At 56.6% G+C, this 16,851-nt stretch carries 18 protein-coding genes; 4 read left to right on the top strand and 14 right to left on the bottom strand.

Annotation, left to right across the window (positions count from 1 at the left end; translation table 11 throughout):
- Window positions 1-134: 134 nt before the first annotated feature.
- Window positions 135-413: a DUF2756 domain-containing protein gene (locus HX773_RS00810; RefSeq protein ID WP_176970046.1), complete on the top strand. Its 279-nt coding sequence runs from the start codon at window positions 135-137 to the stop codon at window positions 411-413.
- Here HX773_RS00810 and ugpQ read toward each other — a convergent pair.
- The 10 genes from ugpQ to HX773_RS00760 all read right to left on the bottom strand — a co-directional run bounded on the left by ugpQ (window position 410) and on the right by HX773_RS00760 (window position 10,491).
- A complete protein-coding gene (gene ugpQ, locus HX773_RS00805; protein WP_176970045.1) occupies window positions 410-1,153 on the bottom strand; it encodes a glycerophosphodiester phosphodiesterase in 744 nt (247 codons plus the stop codon). The two genes, HX773_RS00810 and ugpQ, sit on opposite strands and share 4 nt — an antisense overlap.
- Window positions 1,150-2,223 carry a sn-glycerol-3-phosphate import ATP-binding protein UgpC gene (locus HX773_RS00800; protein WP_176970044.1) on the bottom strand — a complete coding sequence of 358 codons (1,074 nt, stop codon included), beginning with the start codon at window positions 2,221-2,223 and terminating at the stop codon, window positions 1,150-1,152. The genes ugpQ and HX773_RS00800 overlap by 4 nt, the downstream gene beginning before the upstream one ends.
- On the bottom strand, window positions 2,224-3,069 hold the full coding sequence (ugpE, locus tag HX773_RS00795) for a sn-glycerol-3-phosphate ABC transporter permease UgpE (RefSeq protein ID WP_176970043.1): 846 nt from the start codon (window positions 3,067-3,069) through the stop codon (window positions 2,224-2,226).
- Window positions 3,066-3,953 carry a sn-glycerol-3-phosphate ABC transporter permease UgpA gene (gene ugpA / locus HX773_RS00790; protein WP_101763092.1) on the bottom strand — a complete coding sequence of 296 codons (888 nt, stop codon included), beginning with the start codon at window positions 3,951-3,953 and terminating at the stop codon, window positions 3,066-3,068. Before ugpA ends, ugpE begins: the two co-directional genes overlap by 4 nt.
- 63 nt (window positions 3,954-4,016) lie before the next feature.
- Complete coding sequence (gene ugpB, locus HX773_RS00785) at window positions 4,017-5,333, bottom strand: sn-glycerol-3-phosphate ABC transporter substrate-binding protein UgpB (RefSeq protein WP_176970042.1); 1,317 nt, start codon at window positions 5,331-5,333, stop codon at window positions 4,017-4,019.
- A gap of 290 nt (window positions 5,334-5,623) precedes the next feature.
- A complete protein-coding gene (gene livF / locus HX773_RS00780; RefSeq protein ID WP_176970041.1) occupies window positions 5,624-6,337 on the bottom strand; it encodes a high-affinity branched-chain amino acid ABC transporter ATP-binding protein LivF in 714 nt (237 codons plus the stop codon).
- A 1-nt stretch (window position 6,338) separates the two neighbouring features.
- A complete protein-coding gene (gene livG / locus HX773_RS00775) occupies window positions 6,339-7,106 on the bottom strand; it encodes a high-affinity branched-chain amino acid ABC transporter ATP-binding protein LivG (RefSeq protein ID WP_176970040.1) in 768 nt (255 codons plus the stop codon).
- The gene (locus tag HX773_RS00770) at window positions 7,103-8,374 is read right to left on the bottom strand and encodes a high-affinity branched-chain amino acid ABC transporter permease LivM (RefSeq protein ID WP_176970039.1); all 1,272 of its coding nucleotides are present in this window, start codon (window positions 8,372-8,374) and stop codon (window positions 7,103-7,105) included. The genes livG and HX773_RS00770 overlap by 4 nt, the downstream gene beginning before the upstream one ends.
- Window positions 8,371-9,297, bottom strand: a complete 927-nt coding sequence (livH, locus tag HX773_RS00765) for a high-affinity branched-chain amino acid ABC transporter permease LivH (RefSeq protein ID WP_101763097.1) — start codon at window positions 9,295-9,297, stop codon at window positions 8,371-8,373. Before livH ends, HX773_RS00770 begins: the two co-directional genes overlap by 4 nt.
- A 66-nt stretch (window positions 9,298-9,363) precedes the next feature.
- Window positions 9,364-10,491: a branched-chain amino acid ABC transporter substrate-binding protein gene (locus tag HX773_RS00760; protein WP_176970038.1), complete on the bottom strand. Its 1,128-nt coding sequence runs from the start codon at window positions 10,489-10,491 to the stop codon at window positions 9,364-9,366.
- A 402-nt stretch (window positions 10,492-10,893) separates the two neighbouring features.
- Here HX773_RS00760 and panM point away from each other — a divergent pair, with 402 nt between their 5' ends.
- The gene (panM, locus tag HX773_RS00755) at window positions 10,894-11,280 is read left to right on the top strand and encodes an aspartate 1-decarboxylase autocleavage activator PanM (RefSeq protein WP_176970037.1); all 387 of its coding nucleotides are present in this window, start codon (window positions 10,894-10,896) and stop codon (window positions 11,278-11,280) included.
- A gap of 206 nt (window positions 11,281-11,486) precedes the next feature.
- Here the strand turns inward: panM and rpoH are convergent, their stop codons facing one another.
- The 4 genes from rpoH to ftsY form a co-directional block, all read right to left on the bottom strand.
- Window positions 11,487-12,344, bottom strand: coding sequence for an RNA polymerase sigma factor RpoH (gene rpoH, locus HX773_RS00750; RefSeq protein WP_064737937.1), 858 nt, complete (start codon window positions 12,342-12,344; stop codon window positions 11,487-11,489).
- Between the two features lie 239 nt (window positions 12,345-12,583).
- Entirely contained in the window at window positions 12,584-13,567 is a 984-nt protein-coding gene (gene ftsX, locus HX773_RS00745) for a permease-like cell division protein FtsX (RefSeq protein WP_101763100.1), read from the bottom strand.
- Window positions 13,557-14,225 carry a cell division ATP-binding protein FtsE gene (gene ftsE, locus HX773_RS00740; protein WP_008109888.1) on the bottom strand — a complete coding sequence of 223 codons (669 nt, stop codon included), beginning with the start codon at window positions 14,223-14,225 and terminating at the stop codon, window positions 13,557-13,559. The genes ftsX and ftsE overlap by 11 nt, the downstream gene beginning before the upstream one ends.
- Before the next feature lie 5 nt (window positions 14,226-14,230).
- Window positions 14,231-15,676 carry a signal recognition particle-docking protein FtsY gene (gene ftsY, locus HX773_RS00735; RefSeq protein ID WP_176970036.1) on the bottom strand — a complete coding sequence of 482 codons (1,446 nt, stop codon included), beginning with the start codon at window positions 15,674-15,676 and terminating at the stop codon, window positions 14,231-14,233.
- A gap of 232 nt (window positions 15,677-15,908) precedes the next feature.
- Here ftsY and rsmD point away from each other — a divergent pair, with 232 nt between their 5' ends.
- Both rsmD and HX773_RS00725 read left to right on the top strand, forming a co-directional pair.
- On the top strand, window positions 15,909-16,508 hold the full coding sequence (rsmD, locus tag HX773_RS00730) for a 16S rRNA (guanine(966)-N(2))-methyltransferase (protein WP_176970035.1): 600 nt from the start codon (window positions 15,909-15,911) through the stop codon (window positions 16,506-16,508).
- Window positions 16,498-16,767: a DUF1145 family protein gene (locus HX773_RS00725; RefSeq protein WP_176970034.1), complete on the top strand. Its 270-nt coding sequence runs from the start codon at window positions 16,498-16,500 to the stop codon at window positions 16,765-16,767. The genes rsmD and HX773_RS00725 overlap by 11 nt, the downstream gene beginning before the upstream one ends.
- The last annotated feature ends 84 nt before the right edge of the window (window positions 16,768-16,851 follow it).

The raw sequence follows: 16,851 nt of genomic DNA, 5'->3' as shown, positions 1-16,851 counted from the left end.
AGCGTAGCAGTAAAGCCAAATTAGGTGCACTCCTGGTTCGGGAGTTTGTGATATTGCATAAACTTATGACTGCAGCGCGGGTTGCCACATTGGCAGCATCAGCACACAGCAGGCTGCATTAATGGAGGAAGACCATGAACAAATGGCTAATTGTGATCGCAGCATTGCTGCCGTTAAGCAGCATGGCAAATACGTTGAACAGCACCAACGACCCGAACAAACCCGGCTTCAACCCGAGCCAGCAGCGGATGCAGTCGCAAATGCAGAATCAGCAGCAACAGCAGAAGCTCAAGTTGCAGCAGAATCAGCAGCAGCAAAGTCAGGATGTCCAGCGCAAGGTGCAGGAACAGCGGGATAGCGCCCAGCAGCGGGTGATTCAGTCGCAGCCGGGCCAGAAACAGCAGCAAAACTAGCGGAAGTCGGGACCGATAATATCGATGCGATCGGTGCAGATAGCATCAACGCCCCAACTCAACAGCTCGCGCGCCCGCGCGGGCTGATTCACGGTATACACCAAAATATGCAGACCGGCCGCTTTCAGCTGCGCGGTGCGTTCGGCGTCGAGTAATTTGTGGTTGAGATGGATCGACATGCAATCCAGACGCGCCGTCAGCGCCTGCCAATCGTCATGCCACTCATCCAGCAGCAAACCGCGCGGCAGTTCAGGTGCCGCCTCCATCGCCGCCTCCAGCGCAGCGTAAGAGAAGGAGGAGAGCAGCGGCGCGGTTTGTCCTTGCCACAGTTCGCGTGCGGCCAGCGCCACATTGCGGCCGGTTTCCACATCCTGCCCGGTGGTGGGTTTGATCTCGATATTCGCCATCATCTGATGCTGGCGACAACGCTCGGCCACTTCACTCAGCAGCGCCAGCGGTTCGCCTTCATAATCGCGGCTAAACCAGCCGCCGGCATCCAGCTGTGACAGCTTATGCCACGACAGCGCGCCCGCCACGCCCCAACCGTTACTGGTGCGATCCAGCGTGTCGTCGTGCAGCAGGAAAATCTGCTTATCTTCCGACAGCTTGGCATCAAACTCGATCATGGTGTGACCGTGCTGCGCGCCGACATCAATCGCCGCGAGGGTATTTTCCGGGGCCAGTTTGCCGCCGCCGCGATGCGCGACAATGTGCGGATAAGGCCAGTTGTGTTGACTCATTCCAGACGCTTTCCATAGGTTGAATCGAAGAAGTGTAACGCATCTGACGGCAGATGCAGCCACAAGGTGCTGCCCGCCTGCGGGCGCTCGCTGTGCGGCAAACGGACCACCATGCGCGCGTTACCGATGCGGCCGTGCGCCAGATTATCCGCGCCGAGCATCTCCAGCGTTTCAACCACCAGCGGAATGCCGCCCGCGTCGCGGCTGCTGAGTTTGATGTGTTCGGGACGAATGCCGAGCGTCAGCGGACGATTGGCCCATTTGGCTCTGCTTTCGCCCAGCAGCAAGCTGTTGAGCGCATCGAGCGTGAAACGCGTGCCGTCGCTGCTGATTTGCCCTGGCAGCAAATTCATGGCGGGCGCGCCGATAAACGAGGCAACAAACTGGCTGGCCGGACGCTCGTACACTTCCACCGGCGTGCCCACCTGCTCCACCACGCCTTTGTTCATGACCATCACGCGCTGCGCCAGCGTCATCGCTTCTACCTGGTCGTGCGTCACGTAGATGCTGGTGGTTTTCAGGCGGCGATGCAGCTGTTGCAGCTCAAGACGCATCTGCACGCGCAGACGCGCATCCAGATTCGACAACGGCTCATCAAACAGGAAAACTGCCGGTTCACGCACGATAGCGCGCCCCATCGCCACGCGCTGACGCTGTCCGCCCGACAGCTCACGCGGGCGGCGATGCAGCAGATGATCCAGCTCGAGGCTGCGCGCGGCTTCCATGACGCGCTGCTCGATCTGCACTTTGCCCATGCCACGAATTTTCAGGCCATACGCCATGTTTTCGCCCACCGTCATGTGCGGATAGAGCGCGTAGTTCTGGAACACCATGGCGATGCCGCGATCTTTCGGCTCCATGTTGGTGACGCGTTTGTCGTCGATATAGATATCGCCCGACGATACGCGCTCAAGGCCCGCCACCATGCGCAGCAGCGTCGATTTACCGCAGCCGGAAGGGCCGACCATCACCATAAATTCGCCATCGTTAATGGTGATATTCAGTGGCTGAATGATCTGATTTTTGCCGTCATACGATTTGGTAACGGTCTGAAGGGTTACGCCTGCCATTTATTTATCACTCTCTACCAGGCCACGCACAAACGCACGTTGCATCACGAGTACCACCACCACCGGTGGAATCAGGGTTAATAACATTGCCGCCATCACTTCATTCCACTGCGTCGGGCCGCCGCTGCTGTTGATCATGCTTTTCACACCCGCCACGGCGGTGCTCAGGCTGGCATCGTTGATAATTAACAGCGGCCACAGATATTGGTTCCAGCCGTAGATAAAGGTGATCACGAAGAGTGCGGCGAGGTTGGTTTTAGACAGCGGTAACACGATGTCCCAGAAGAAGCGCATCGGGCTGGCGCCATCAATGCGCGCGGCTTCAATCAGCTCGTCCGGCAGCGACATAAAGAACTGACGGAACAGGAAGGTCGCGGTAGCCGATGCCATCAACGGCAGTGTTAAGCCGCTGTAGCTGTCGAGCATGTTGAGCGTCGAAATCACTTCCACCGTTGGGAAAATACGCACTTCGACCGGCAGCATCAGGGTGATGAAAATCAGCCAGAAAAACAGCGAGCGCAGCGGGAAACGGAACCACACCAGCGCGAAGGCGGAGAGCATCGAGACGCTGATTTTGCCAATGGTGATGCCAAGCGCCATCAGCAGGCTGTTGAGCATCATCATGCCAAATGCCGGGCCGCTGCCATTGACGCCATGCGTCCAGATGCGCGCGATGTTCTCCCACAAATGCGTGCCCGGCAGCAGCGTCATCGGCACCTGATACACCGCTTCGTTATCCAGCGTTGCCGCCACAAAGGCAATGTAGAGCGGGAACAGAATGGTCAGCACGCCGAGTACCAGCAAGGTGTGGCTGAAGATGTCCAGCCCGCGTCGATTCTCAATCATTGGTATTGCACCTTACGCTCGACAAAGCGGAATTGCAGGATAGTCAGGCCAATCACCAGCAGCATCAGCACCACCGATTGCGCGGCGGAGGAAGAGAGATCCAGCCCGGTGAAACCTTCGCGATAGATTTTGTAGATCAGCGTGGTGGTGGCCTGCACCGGCCCGCCGCCAGTGGCGGCATCGATCACCGGGAAGGTGTCGAAGAAGGCGTACACCAGATTGACCACCAGCAGGAAAAAGCTCACCGGCGTAATCAGCGGCAGGGATAAATTGAAGAAGCGACGCACCGGACCGGCGCCATCGATCGCCGCCGCTTCAACCAGCGATTTGGGAATCGACTGCAGTGCGGCGAAGAAAAACAGGAAGTTGTAGCTCATTTGCTGCCAGATCGACGCCAGCACAATCAGGAACATCGCCTGACCGCTGTTTTGCGCGTAGTTCCAGTTGTAGCCCATTTGGTTCAGCAGGTGGCTGAACAAACCGAGGCCCGGATTGAACAGGAACATCCACAGCACCGCCGCTACCACTGGCGCCACCGCGTACGGCAGCAGCAGCAAGGTTTGGTAGAGCTTGCGCAGGCGAATCACGTAATCCACCAGTGCCGCTAGCAGCAGGGAAAAGGTCATGCCGCAAATCGTGACCAGCGCACTGAACTCAATGGTGGTCCAGAAGGACGCCAGATAGTACTCGTCGCTGAACAGGCGTTTAAAGTTCGCCATTCCGACGAAGGTGCTGGAGATGCCAAAAGGATCAATGCTTTGCAGCGAATACCACAAGGCTTCACCGGCTGGCCACAGAAAGAAGATGGCCGTAATCACCAGCTGCGGCAGCAGCAGCAAATAGGGCAGAAAACGGGAGCGAAATACGGGGCGCGATGAGGACATAGCAGGCTCAATCAAAGAGAAAAATCGGGGCGGACGCCAGGCGCCAGCCCCGAGAGTGCGGCATTACTTCACTTGCTGCTCAAAACGGCGCAGCAGTTCGTTTCCGCGCTTCACGCTGTTATCCAGCGCGGCTTGCGGCGTCTGTTTGCCGGTCCACACGCCTTCCAGCTCTTCGTCCACGATGGTACGAATCTGCGGCATGTTGCCCAGACGCATGCCTTTGGTAAACGGCAGCGGATCTTTGTTCAGCATCTGACGCGTAGCGATGTCTGCGCCTGGATTCTTGTCATAGAAGCCCTGTTGCTTGGTCAGCTCGTACGCGGCGGTGGTGATAGGCAGATAACCGGTTTTCTGGTGCCATTCGGCCGCGATTTCCGGCTGCGCGAGGAACTTCATGAACTCCGCCGCGCCTTTGTAGGTGTTGGCATCTTTGCCTTTCATCACCCACAGGCTCGCGCCGCCAATGATGGCGTTCTGCGGTGCGTTCGGTACGGTTTCATCGTACGGCATCATGCCAACGCCGAAGTTAAATTTGGCGTAGTGTTTGATGTCGGCTAGCGAACCGGAAGACGCAGTGGTGATGCCGCAATCGCCGTTGTAGAACTTGGCGGTGGATTCATCTTTGCGACCGAAGTAGGTGAAATCACCCTTCTTGTTCATCGCTTCCAGCATTTCGATGTGGCGCACCTGCACCGGCTTGTTGAATTCCAGCACCGCATCAGTACCGTCAAATCCGTTGTTTTTGGTGGCGACCGGCAGCGCATGCCAGGCGCTGAAGTTTTCAATCTGAATCCAGCCCTGCCAGCCGCTGGCGTAACCGCAGGTCAGGCCCGCTTTACGCAGCGCTTCGGCGTCTTTCGCCAGCTCCTGCCAGGTTTTCGGTGGCTGATCCGGGTTCAGACCGGCTTTTTTGAACGCATCTTTGTTGTAATACAGCACCGGCGTAGAGCTGTTGAACGGCTGAGAGATCAGCTGGCCTTTGCTGTCGCTGTAGTAACCGGCAACGGCTGGCACGAACTGCTTGGGATCCATCTGTACGCCGGCGTCTTTAAACACCTGGTTGACCGGTACGATAGCTTTTGACGCCATCATGGTCGCCGTACCGACTTCATACACCTGCAGCAGCGCAGGCGCTTTACCGGAGCGCACTGCCGCGATACCCGCCGCTAAGCTCTGCTCGTAGTTGCCTTTGTAAGTCGGAACGATTTTGTAATCGGGATGAGCCTGGTTAAAACGTTGTGCCAGAGAATCAACTTCTTTGCCTAACTCGCCTTCCATTGAGTGCCAGAAAGGGATCTCAGTTGCAGCCAGCGCATTACCGCTGAGCGCCAGACCGAGTACGACACTCATCAGGCGGGGACGAAGCGTAAAAGCGGACATAAGGTTTTTCCTGTGCTGTTAAGTACGCGCGAATTCGCGCATTTTTTAGTTCGCGACGTAACATGACACGGGGAAATGACGGATTAATAACAGGTTTATGACGGGGATGTGACAGGTGGGATAGGAGTGCTGGCTGTCCTCTCGTACGTGCCGGCTGTCCCCCTCCTCGGTCCTCCCCCATTAATGGGGGAGGAAGATGCTGCCACATGTCAGTGTTGAAGCTGCATGTGGCAGCATCTCCTTCCCCCGCTTGCGGGGGAAGGCCGGGATGGGGGACAGCCAGCACCAACTTATGCGCCTAAATAAGCACTCCGCACCGCTTCGTTAGACAACAACGCTTCGCCACTATCTTCCAGCACCACGTGGCCGTTTTCGAGCACATAACCCCGATCCGCCAGCTTCAGCGCCTGGTTAGCGTTCTGCTCCACGAGGAAGATGGTCATGCCCTCTTTACGCAGCTGCTCAATGGTGTCGAAGATTTGCTGAATGATAATCGGCGCCAAACCCAGCGACGGCTCATCCAGCAGCAGCAAACGCGGCTGGCTCATCAACGCACGACCAATCGCCAGCATCTGCTGCTCACCGCCGGACATGGTGCCCGCGCGCTGTGCTTTACGTTCTGCCAGCCGTGAAAACAGCTGATAAACGCGATCGATACGCTCCAGATACTGCTGACGCGTGGCGAAAAAACCGCCCATCGCCAGGTTCTCTTCCACCGTCATGCGCGAAAACACCCGCCGGCCTTCCGGCACAATCGCAATCGCTTCACGCATGATTTTCGCGGTTTGCCAGTCGGTGATTTCTTTACCATCAAAGGTGATGGTGCCGCTGGTGGCGCGCGGTTCACCACACAAGGTGCCGAGCAGCGTGGTTTTACCCGCGCCGTTGGCACCGATCAGCGTGACGATTTCACCCTGATTGATGTGCAGATTAATGTTGTGCAGCGCCTGAATCGGACCGTAATGGGCGCTGACATTCTGCAAAGTTAAAATCGGGTTTGCCATGTTACGCCTCACCTAAATAAGCACGGATCACATCCGGATTGTTACGCACCTGTTCCGGCGTGCCGTTAGCCAGCGGCGTTCCCTGATTCACCACATAAATGCGGTCAGAAATGCCCATCACCAGCTTCATATCGTGTTCAATCAGCAGCACGGAAACCTTGTGCTCACCGCGCAATTCGGCGATCAGCTCATCGAGTTCGTGCGTTTCACGCGGGTTCAGACCGGCCGCCGGTTCATCCAGCATCAGGATTTCCGGGCGCGTCACCATGCAGCGCGCAATCTCCAGACGACGCTGCTGACCATAAGCAAGGTTACCCGCCTGACGGTTAGCCAGATCCAGCAGGCCGATGCGATCCAGCCAGGTGGCCGCGCGATCCAGCGCTTCGCTCTCACCGCGACGGAAAGCCGGGGTTTTGAACAGGCCGGAGAACACACCGCTTTTCAGGTGCTGATGTTGTGCCACCAGCAGGTTTTCAATCACCGTCATTTCACGGAACAGACGTACGTGCTGGAAGGTACGCACGATGCCCATGCGCGCAATCTTCTGGCCCGGCAAACCTTGCAGCGGCTGATCGCGCAGTTTGATGGTGCCGCCGGTCGGTTTGTAGAAACCGGTCAGGCAGTTGAACACCGTGGTTTTACCGGCACCGTTCGGGCCGATCAGCGAAACAATTTCCTGTGGATGCAGCTCAAGCGCCACGTTGTTGACGGCTAACAGGCCGCCGAAGCGCATCATCAGGCCTTCAACGGCTAATAAAGGCTGACTCATGCCTGCTCTCCTTGTTTACTGCTTTTCATCTTCAGATGCGGACGTTTCATCGGCAGCAGACCTTGTGGACGCCAGATCATCATCAGCACCATCAAACCGCCGAGCACCAGCATGCTGTACTCGTTCAAATCACGCATCAGCTCGCGCGAGACCACCAGCAGAATCGCTGCGAGGATCACTGCCAGCTGCGAACCCATGCCGCCCAACACCACAATCGCCAGCACAAAGGCCGATTCGACGAAGGTGAAGGATTCCGGGCTGACGAAGCCCTGACGCGCCGCGAACAGCGTGCCTGCGAAGCCTGCGAACACGGCGCTGATGGTGAAAGCCGTCAGCTTGATGCGCGTTGGGCTCAGGCCGAGCGAACGGCAGGCGATCTCATCTTCACGCAGCGCTTCCCACGCGCGGCCCAGCGGCATGCGCAGCAAACGGTTGATCACAAACAGCGTCAGCACCACCAGCAGCAGCGCCACCAGATAGAGGAAAATCACGCGGTCGCTGGGATCGTATTTCAGGCCGAAGAAATCATGGAAAGTGCTCCAGCCGCCTTCGCTGACGCGGCGACCAAACTCCAGACCAAACAGACTTGGCTTGGGAATCTGCGCGATGCCGTTCGGGCCGCCGGTGATCGCGGTGTTGTTCAGCAACAGAATACGCACGATTTCACCGAAGCCGAGCGTGACGATCGCCAGATAATCACCGCGCAGGCGCAGCACCGGGAAGCCGAGCAGCAAACCAAAGGCACCGGCGACTAAACCCGCCAGCGGCAGGCTTTCCCAGAAACCAAAGCCGTAATAGTGATTGAGCAACGCGAAGGTGTAAGCGCCGATGGCGTAGAAACCGCCGTAGCCCAGCACCAGCAAACCAGACAAACCCACCACCACGTTCAACCCGAGACCGAGCATCACGTAGATCAGCGTCAGCGTGGCGATATCGACGCTGCCGCGTGAGACCAGAAACGGCCAGATGACGGCGGCGGCAATCACCAGCGCCATCAACAGCTTCTGCTTTGGCGTCGATCCATCAAAACCCGGCAGGACAAAACCTTTGCCACTGCGTTTGAATTTACCCTGCACCAGCGGACGCAGCAGCTGGAAGACAAACACCACCGCACAACCAATGAAGATCCAGTTCCAGCGCACCGCGCCCGCGTTGGCGACCACCAGTTTGGTGCCGTCCAGATCGAGGCGCACGCCCATAAAGAAGGTAGCGAGAATCAGCAACATCACCGTGGAGATCACGGCGTTGACCAAACCGAGGCGTTTCATACTTTCTCCACCTCCGGACGGCCAAGAATCCCGGTTGGCATCACCAGCAGCACCACAATCAGCAGCGCGAAGGAGACCACATCTTTATATTCGGTCGACAGATACGCCGAGGTCAGCGCTTCTGCAATACCCAGCACCAGGCCGCCAATCATCGCGCCCGGAATACTGCCGATGCCGCCCAATACCGCGGCGGTGAAGGCTTTCATCCCGGCCATAAAGCCGATGAACGGGTTAATCGAGCCGTAGAATTGACCGAGCAATACGCCCGCCACCGCTGCCATCGCTGCACCAATAATAAAGGTGAGAGAGATAACGCGGTCAGTGTTGATGCCCAGCAGGCTGGCCATTTTCAAGTCTTCCGCACAGGCCCGGCAGGCGCGGCCCATGCGCGAATAACGGATAAACAGCGTCAGCGCCAGCATCGACAGGAAGGTCACCACCCAAATCACCAGTTGCATGGTGGAGAGCGTGGCAGCAAAGCCGTTGCTTTCGCCCAGCGTCCACTGGCCGGTGATCAGGCTTGGCAGCGCGAGATCGCGCGAGCCTTGCGTCAGGCTGACGTAGTTTTGCAGGAAGATCGACATCCCGATCGCGGAGATCAGTGCGATCAGGCGCTTGGACGATCGTACCGGCCTGTACGCCACGCGTTCGATGCTCCAGCCATAGGCGCTGGAGATTATCACAGCCATCACGAAACCAGCGGCGATCATCAGCCACGAGGTATCGATGCCCATCATCATCAGGGCGGCAATCACGATAAAGGAGACATAGCTACCGATCATGTACACCTCGCCGTGGGCGAAGTTGATCATGCCGATAATGCCGTAAACCATGGTGTAACCGATGGCGATCAGCGCGTAGGTGCTCCCGAGGGTAACCCCGTTGAACATCTGCTGAATGAAATAGAGAAACTGCTCGGACATAGTGAGGACCTGCTCTGGAGCTGAATAATTCCCTCTCCCGCGCGCGGGAAAGGGAATTTTGGGGGATTACTTAACTGCGGTAGAAGAGCCGTCTTTGTGCCATTTGAAGACACCAAATTCGAAGCCCTTCAGATCGCCTTTCTCATCCCAGTTCAGGTTGCCCATTACCGTTGGAACGGCAGCGCCCTCTTTCAGGTTCTTGGCGATCGCATCGGGCTCATCGCTCTTGCTGCGTTCGATACCGGCCGCCAGCGATTGAATCGCGGCGTAGGTGGTCCAGACGAATGGACCGGTTGGATCTTTGCGGTTAGATGCGGTGTTGGCTTTGATCGCATCGACAATCGCTTTGTTCTCTGGCAGTTGGTCATAGCGCTTCGGCAGCGTCACGAACAGACCTTCAGAGGCATCGCCCGCGATGTTAGACAGTGAGGCATTGCCGACACCTTCCGGCCCCATGAAGCCCGCTTTCAGACCGGCGGATTTCGCCTGGCGCAGAATCTGGCCCAGCTCTGGGTAGTAACCGCCGTAGTAGACGAAATCGACGTTCTCTTTCTTCAGACGTGCAATTAGCGTAGAGAAGTCTTTATCACCTGCGGTGATACCTTCAAACAGCACCACGTTGCCGCCTTTGGCTTTCAGGGTTTTCTGTACGGATTCCGCCAGACCCTGACCGTATTGCTGCTTGTCATGCACCACAGCGATACGTTTTGGTTTGATCTGATCGAGGATGTAGGTTGCCGCCGTTGGGCCCTGATCGGAATCCAGACCGGTGGTACGCATCACATCAGCATAACCACGCGCGGTCAGTTCTGGCGCGGTAGCGGCTGGGGTGATCATCAGCACGCCTTCGTCGTTATAGATGTCTGAAGCAGGCTGAGTAGAGGAGGAACACAGATGGCCGATAACGTATTTAATGCCGTCGTTAACCACTTTGTTGGCAACCGCAACCGCTTGTTTCGGGTCACAGGCATCGTCATATTCCACGCCAACCAGTTTGTCACCGTTAACGCCGCCTTTGGCGTTGATGTCCTTAATCGCCTGCGCGGCACCGGTAAACTGCATGTCACCGTACTGCGCGACCGGGCCGGTTGATGCGCCTACGATGGCAATTTTGATGTCTTTCGCCAGCGCCGCATGGCTCATCGCCAGGGCAACGCAGCCCGCCAGTAATGCGCGTCCTTTACTCATTTTCATGCGAACTTCCCCATCTGTTGTGTCGTGTTTGTTGTGATTGTTTATTTTCTGCCAGTCAAAGAGGAAAACTCATTCTGCAATAATGGGTTAGCACGCTTTTCTGGCATTTATAGGTAATAAGGCTTTATTTTTCAGGTTATTAAACAGGAACTTTCTTCTGTAAATCAACTGACATATTCAGAATTGGCTGAGTGGATCAGCAGAATCGTCTGGTTGTTATGGCCAATTTTTCAGCAGGATACCAGCGCGTTATGCTGGCTTTTTCAGCTATCGTTGATGGCTTACTCCACAATCCTGGCAAACTGGCTGGCATTTGACCTATTTTCATCAGAAAAAAGTGACAGCGCTCTGACTGTCTAAATTCGCTACACTATCGCCTTTGCACTAGTACAGGTATTAGGTATGAAGCTGACAATCCAGCGCTTAGCATCGTTAACCGCTCAGGATCGTATCGATTTAGCTAAAGTCTGGCCGGAAATCGATATTGTGCAACTGGAAGCACAACTCAGCGACACGCAGCGTCTGTTCGCGGCGCGTTTTAACGACAGATTACTGGCGGCGCTGCAGCTGACCATCAGCGGCACGCAGGGGAAAATTACTCACCTCAACGTTCGCGAAGTCACGCGTCGACGCGGCGTGGGACAATACTTGCTGGAAGAGACGATGGCGCAGAATGGCGCGTTAGCAGATTGGTGGATTGCCGATGACGGCGACGCCGATCAGGGTGTGCGCGCGGCGTTTATGCAGGCTTGTGGGTTTCGTGCGCAGGTGGATGGATGGGTGCGTTGAAGGGATTTCGTGCGGTTGGTGAAACGGTGCGCATAAATGCGCACCCTACGAAACCGCGCATGGGAATCCGCACCGTCGAAACCGCGCACGGGAATCAGCGCCGTTTGTCGTAGGGTCGCCATTCATGGCGACCAGGCTAAAAATGGGGCAACCAGCCAATAAAAAGGGCGACTTAACAGTCGCCCCGTTTTTCCACCCGATCGCTATCAGGCTTCAATCGCCACACGCAGTTTCTTCATGGCGTTCTTTTCCAACTGACGCACGCGCTCTGCAGAGACGCCGTATTTGTCGGCCAACTCCTGCAGCGTGGTCTTGTTGTCATCGTCCAGCCAGCGGGCACGGATAATATCCTGACTACGCTCGTCGAGGCTCAGCATCGCATCGCTCAGCTTATCAGCCGCATGGGCATCCCAGTTGTCCTCTTCGATGCCATCGGCAAAGTCAGAGGTTTTGTCCTGCAGATACAGCACCGGCGCCATCGCTTTGCCTTCGCCTGCTTCGTCATCAGACGACATGTCGAAAGTCATATCCTGCGCGGCCATGCGCGATTCCATTTCCAGCACGTCTTTGCTGCTCACGCCCAGCTCGCGTGCGACCATTTCCACTTCGTCCTGGTTGAACCAACCGAGACGCTGTTTGCTTTTACGCAGGTTAAAGAACAGCTTGCGCTGAGCTTTGGTGGTCGCGACTTTCACAATACGCCAGTTACGCAGCACGTATTCGTGAATCTCTGCTTTGATCCAGTGCACGGCAAACGACACCAAGCGCACGCCGACTTCAGGGTTGAAGCGACGCACCGCCTTCATCAGGCCGATGTTACCTTCCTGAATCAGGTCCGCCTGCGGCAAGCCGTAACCGGAGTAGTTACGAGCAATATGAACAACAAAGCGCAGGTGAGACAGGATCAGCGTCTTAGCTGCATCCAGATCGCCCTGGTAATGCAGCCGCTCAGCCAATGCTTTTTCCTCTTCTGCCGTCAGCACCGGCCAGTTGTTGGCAGCCCGGACGTAAGATTCCAGGTTACCCAGAGGAGCAATCGCTAAAGTTTGCATTTCTTTGGTCATTCAAACCCTCACAAATTCAATGGACTTGCTGCACGGTATTTTGCGCAGACGCTACATTATGTCAACGTCACGAGAAAACCAGAAGCAATCTGTGCTACTTGGACGACAAAGTTATCCACAAGTTCAATTATAGCAGTGAATATTTTACACACAGATGACGGCGGGGGATATAGGAGAATTCCTCTGCTCCCAGGTCGTCGGCAGCAGAGGAAGAGTATATCAAAAAACGTTGCTTTTGGTTACTGCGGCGTAAAACGGCGTAAATGTTGCACCGTTGCCAGCCAGGCGGCAATCCAGCCGATGATGGCGGCGATCAGCAATAACAGCAGCCCTTCATCCCAGGAAAAACCTTCCAGCACAAAGGTGGTACCGAATACGGTTGCCACTTGCGCCACCACCGATTGCAGACGCAACACCAACACTTCGGAGAGCAGCAGCGACAGCACCGCGCCGCCCAAACCTAACAGCGCACCGCCGTACAGGAATGGACGCAGGATAAAGCCGTCGGTGGCACCAATCAGCTTCTGCACGTTAATGGTATCGCGCCGCGCAAAGATGCTGAGCCGCACGCTGTTGCCGATCACCAGGAATACCGCGACCACCATCAGCAGGCCAATCATTGAAGCAATCTGCCCCACCAGCCCGGTTAACGCCGCTAAGCGCGCGAACCAGCTGTCATCCATGCGCACTTCATCAACGCCCTGCACTTTAGATACGCGATCGCGCAGATTCGCCATGGTGTCCGAATTCTGGAAATTGAGTTTCGGCGTGATGATAGCCACCGCCGGCAGCGGATTCTGCTCCAGCATGTCCATCGAACCACCAAAACCAGACCAGTTGCGGAACTCATTCAGCGCTTCTTCACGCGTCAGATAGTTGACGTTGTCCACGCCATCGAGCTGCTTGAGCTGCGCGGTGACGTTCTCTGCCGCGGTATCATCCAGCGCCTTATCCAGATAAACCGTTAACTGCGGCGCGGGATACCACTGCGTCGCCGCCTGGCTGACGTTCTTCCACACCATGTAACACACGCTCGGCAGCGTCAGGGAAATGGCGATCACCATCACCGTCAGCAGCGTCGCCAGCGGCTGACGCCACATATCCGACAGCGTGCCGCGCAGCGCATAGCGCCACTGCTCCTGCCAGCCGCCTTTCAGCGCCTTGCTTTTAGAGGGCTGCTTCGCTTTCGGCGCAGGTGCGCGCTTGTTGCGTTTATTGACCATCGTGACCTCCGTGCAGACGTCCCTGATTGAGCGTCATCACGCGGTAATTCCGGCGTGCAATCAGCCCGACATCGTGCGTTGCCATTAACACCGTGACGCCAACGCGGTTGAACTCTTCGAACAGGCGCAGAATGTCTTCCGACAGCGCATTGTCGAGGTTACCGGTGGGTTCATCCGCCAGCAGCACCGCAGGCTTGTTCACCACCGCGCGGGCAATGCCGACGCGCTGCTGTTCACCGCCAGAGAGCTGAATCGGATAGCTTTTCGCTTTGTCGAGCAGGCCGACTTTATCCAGCGCTGCCGACACGCGACGACGAATATCTTCGCCGCTGGCACCGGAAATGATCAGCGGGATCGCCACGTTGTCGTAGACCGAACGATCCATCAACAAATGGTGATCCTGGAAAATCATGCCGATCTGACGTCGCAGGAAAGGCACTTCGCTGTGACGCAGACGCGAAATATCGTGGCCGCTAAACCAGATCTGCCCGGCGCTCGGGCGCTCAATGCCACAAATCAGCTTCAGTAAGGTACTTTTCCCCGCGCCGGAATGGCCGGTCAGGAACGCCATTTCGCCGGGACGCAGATGGAAATCCACTCCCTGCAGCGCCTGACGTCCTCCCAGGTAAGCTTTACTGACCTCTTCAAAGCGAATCATCCCAATCATTCCTCTCGGGCAAACAGTGCCTCAATAAAGTCTGCGGCCTTAAACGGCCGTAAATCCTCGATGCCTTCCCCAACACCGATATAACGAATCGGAATGCCGAACTGATCGGCAACCGAGAAGATCACGCCGCCTTTGGCGGTTCCATCCAGTTTCGTCAGGGTGATGCCGGTCAGGCCCACCGCTTCATGGAACAGTTTGGCCTGGCTGATGGCGTTTTGCCCGGTACTGGCGTCGAGCGTCAGCATCACTTCATGCGGCGCATCTTCATCCAGCTTCTTCATCACGCGGGTAATTTTCTTCAGCTCTTCCATCAGGTGCGATTTGTTCTGCAGGCGACCAGCGGTATCGGCGATCAGCACATCCACATGGCGCGACTTGGCGGCCTGGATGGCGTCAAAAATCACCGAGGCAGAATCTGCGCCAGTATGCTGCGCCACCACCGGAATGTTGTTGCGCTGGCCCCAAACCTGTAGCTGCTCAACGGCGGCGGCACGGAAGGTATCGCCCGCTGCCAGCATCACCGATTTGCCCTGCGCCTGATACTGACGCGCCAGCTTACCGATGGTGGTGGTTTTACCCACGCCGTTGACGCCCACCATCAGGATGACGAATGGCGTTTTGCCACCCACTTCCAGCGGCTGATCCACTTTTTCCAGAATGCCGGACATTTCCGCTTTCAGCAGGCCATACAGCGCTTCCGCATCACGCAGCTGCTTGCGGTTGGCCTGTTGTATCAGATTGGTGATGATGCGGCGGGTGGTTTCAACGCCAACGTCGGCAATCAGCAGCTGCTCTTCCAGCTCTTCAAACAGCTCGTCGTCGATTTTTTTACCGCGGAACAGGCTGATAAAGCCCGAACCGAGGTTTTCGCGGGTTTTAACCAGGCTGCGTTTTAGACGGGCGAAGAAGCCCTCTTTGGTCGGACGCTCCTGCTCCTGCGCGATGATCGGCGCAGCGGCCAGCGGCAGATCGCTCACGGTGTCCTGCGTGGCTTCGGCTAACTCAGCATCTTCCGCATAGGTTTCCGCTAACGCCAGCGCTTCCAGTTCTTCGTCAGTTAATGGCGCTTCTTCATGCAGTTCCGGCTCATCAAGCGCCAGCTCTTCCAGCTGCGGCTCTTCTTCGATCGGTGCCACATCCGGCGCTGTTATCTCTTCTGGCAGCACCTCTTCAACGATTGCGGTAACCGGCTCCGGTTCCTGCGGCTCGATAACCGGCTCTTCAATCAGTTCCGGTTCAACCTGCTGCTGTTCCGCCACCTGTTCGGTGACGGCGACGGTTTCGACAGCCTGCGCTTCGGCGCGATCGAGCGCACTCTCTTCAACGGCAGGCTCAGCGACCACCTCGGTGGTTTGCTGCTGCTCTTCAGCAGGTTGTTGCGTCTCTTCTTCTTTGCCAAAGCCTAACCAGGAAAAAAAGCCGCGTTTTTTCTCTTTTGCCATTGTGTGACCCTACTCCTCGATGGCTTATTCCCGGTAGCACGCTTGTTCCCAGGGGATAAAATATTCAATTTTAAACGGGTGAGCGGCGTAAAAATCAGGTAATTACGCGCGCTATACCAACTCAGTAGTCTAACACTTTCCAGCCAGCGCACCACAGCACCCTTTTTTAACGTTTCTTCTGCCCGCTACGCCCGTTAAACTACGCAACAAATTATGACGAGTTGTGAGCGAAATGAGTAAATCCCCCCGTGGCAGCGTAAGCGCTGGTCAGATCCGCATCATTGGCGGTCAGTGGCGCGGCCGTAAATTACCGGTGCCGGATAGCGCAGGTTTGCGCCCCACCACCGATCGCGTACGTGAAACCCTGTTCAACTGGCTGGCACCGGATATTCAGGAAGCGCGCTGCCTCGATTGCTTCGCCGGTAGCGGCGCGTTAGGGCTGGAAGCGCTGTCTCGTTATGCGGCTTCGGCTACGCTGCTGGAACTGGAGCGTTCGGTGGCGCAACAGCTGTCCCAGAACCTGCAAACGCTGCGCGCCACCCAGGCCAAAGTGGTGCAAACCAACACGCTGCAGTGGTTAAGTCAGCCGGGCGAACCGTTTGACGTGGTGTTTGTTGATCCGCCGTTCCGTAAAGGGTTGTTACAGGAAACGTTGACGCTGCTGGAGCAGAATGGCTGGTTAGCGGCTGAAGCGCTGATTTATGTCGAGAGCGAAGTGGAAAACGGCGCGCCTGTCGCACCCGCGAATTGGGATTTGTACCGCGAGAAGATTGCCGGTCAGGTGGCTTATCGCTTATATCAACGCCAACAGGAGACGCACGATGTGGCTTAATTTGGGACGTTTGCTGATGATTTGCGTCTGGGCCTTTTTACTGCTCAATCTGGTGCATCCTTTCCCGACGCCGCTGCGCTATTTCGTGCACGTGGCACTGTTCTTTATGGTGATTATGCACGGCCTGCAGCTGGTGTTGCTGCGCGCGACCCAGCCGAAAGACGCCCCGAAACTGAGCGGCGTAACCCAGGCGAAGATCTTCTTTTTTGGCGTGTTTGAGCTGCTGGCGTGGCAGAAAAAGCATTATCCGAAGATGTAGTTCGTGCGGTTTATGACCAGGTCGCCATGATCGTGCGTCTTGAAACCAGGTCGCCATGAATGGCGACCCTACGGGCTGAGGGAT

Origin of the sequence: Pantoea sp. B9002, from assembly GCF_013385945.1 — a bacterium.
Classification (GTDB): domain Bacteria; phylum Pseudomonadota; class Gammaproteobacteria; order Enterobacterales; family Enterobacteriaceae; genus Pantoea.
Note: the sequence above shows the minus strand (reverse complement) of the source record. Positions and strands in the feature narration are given on the sequence as shown.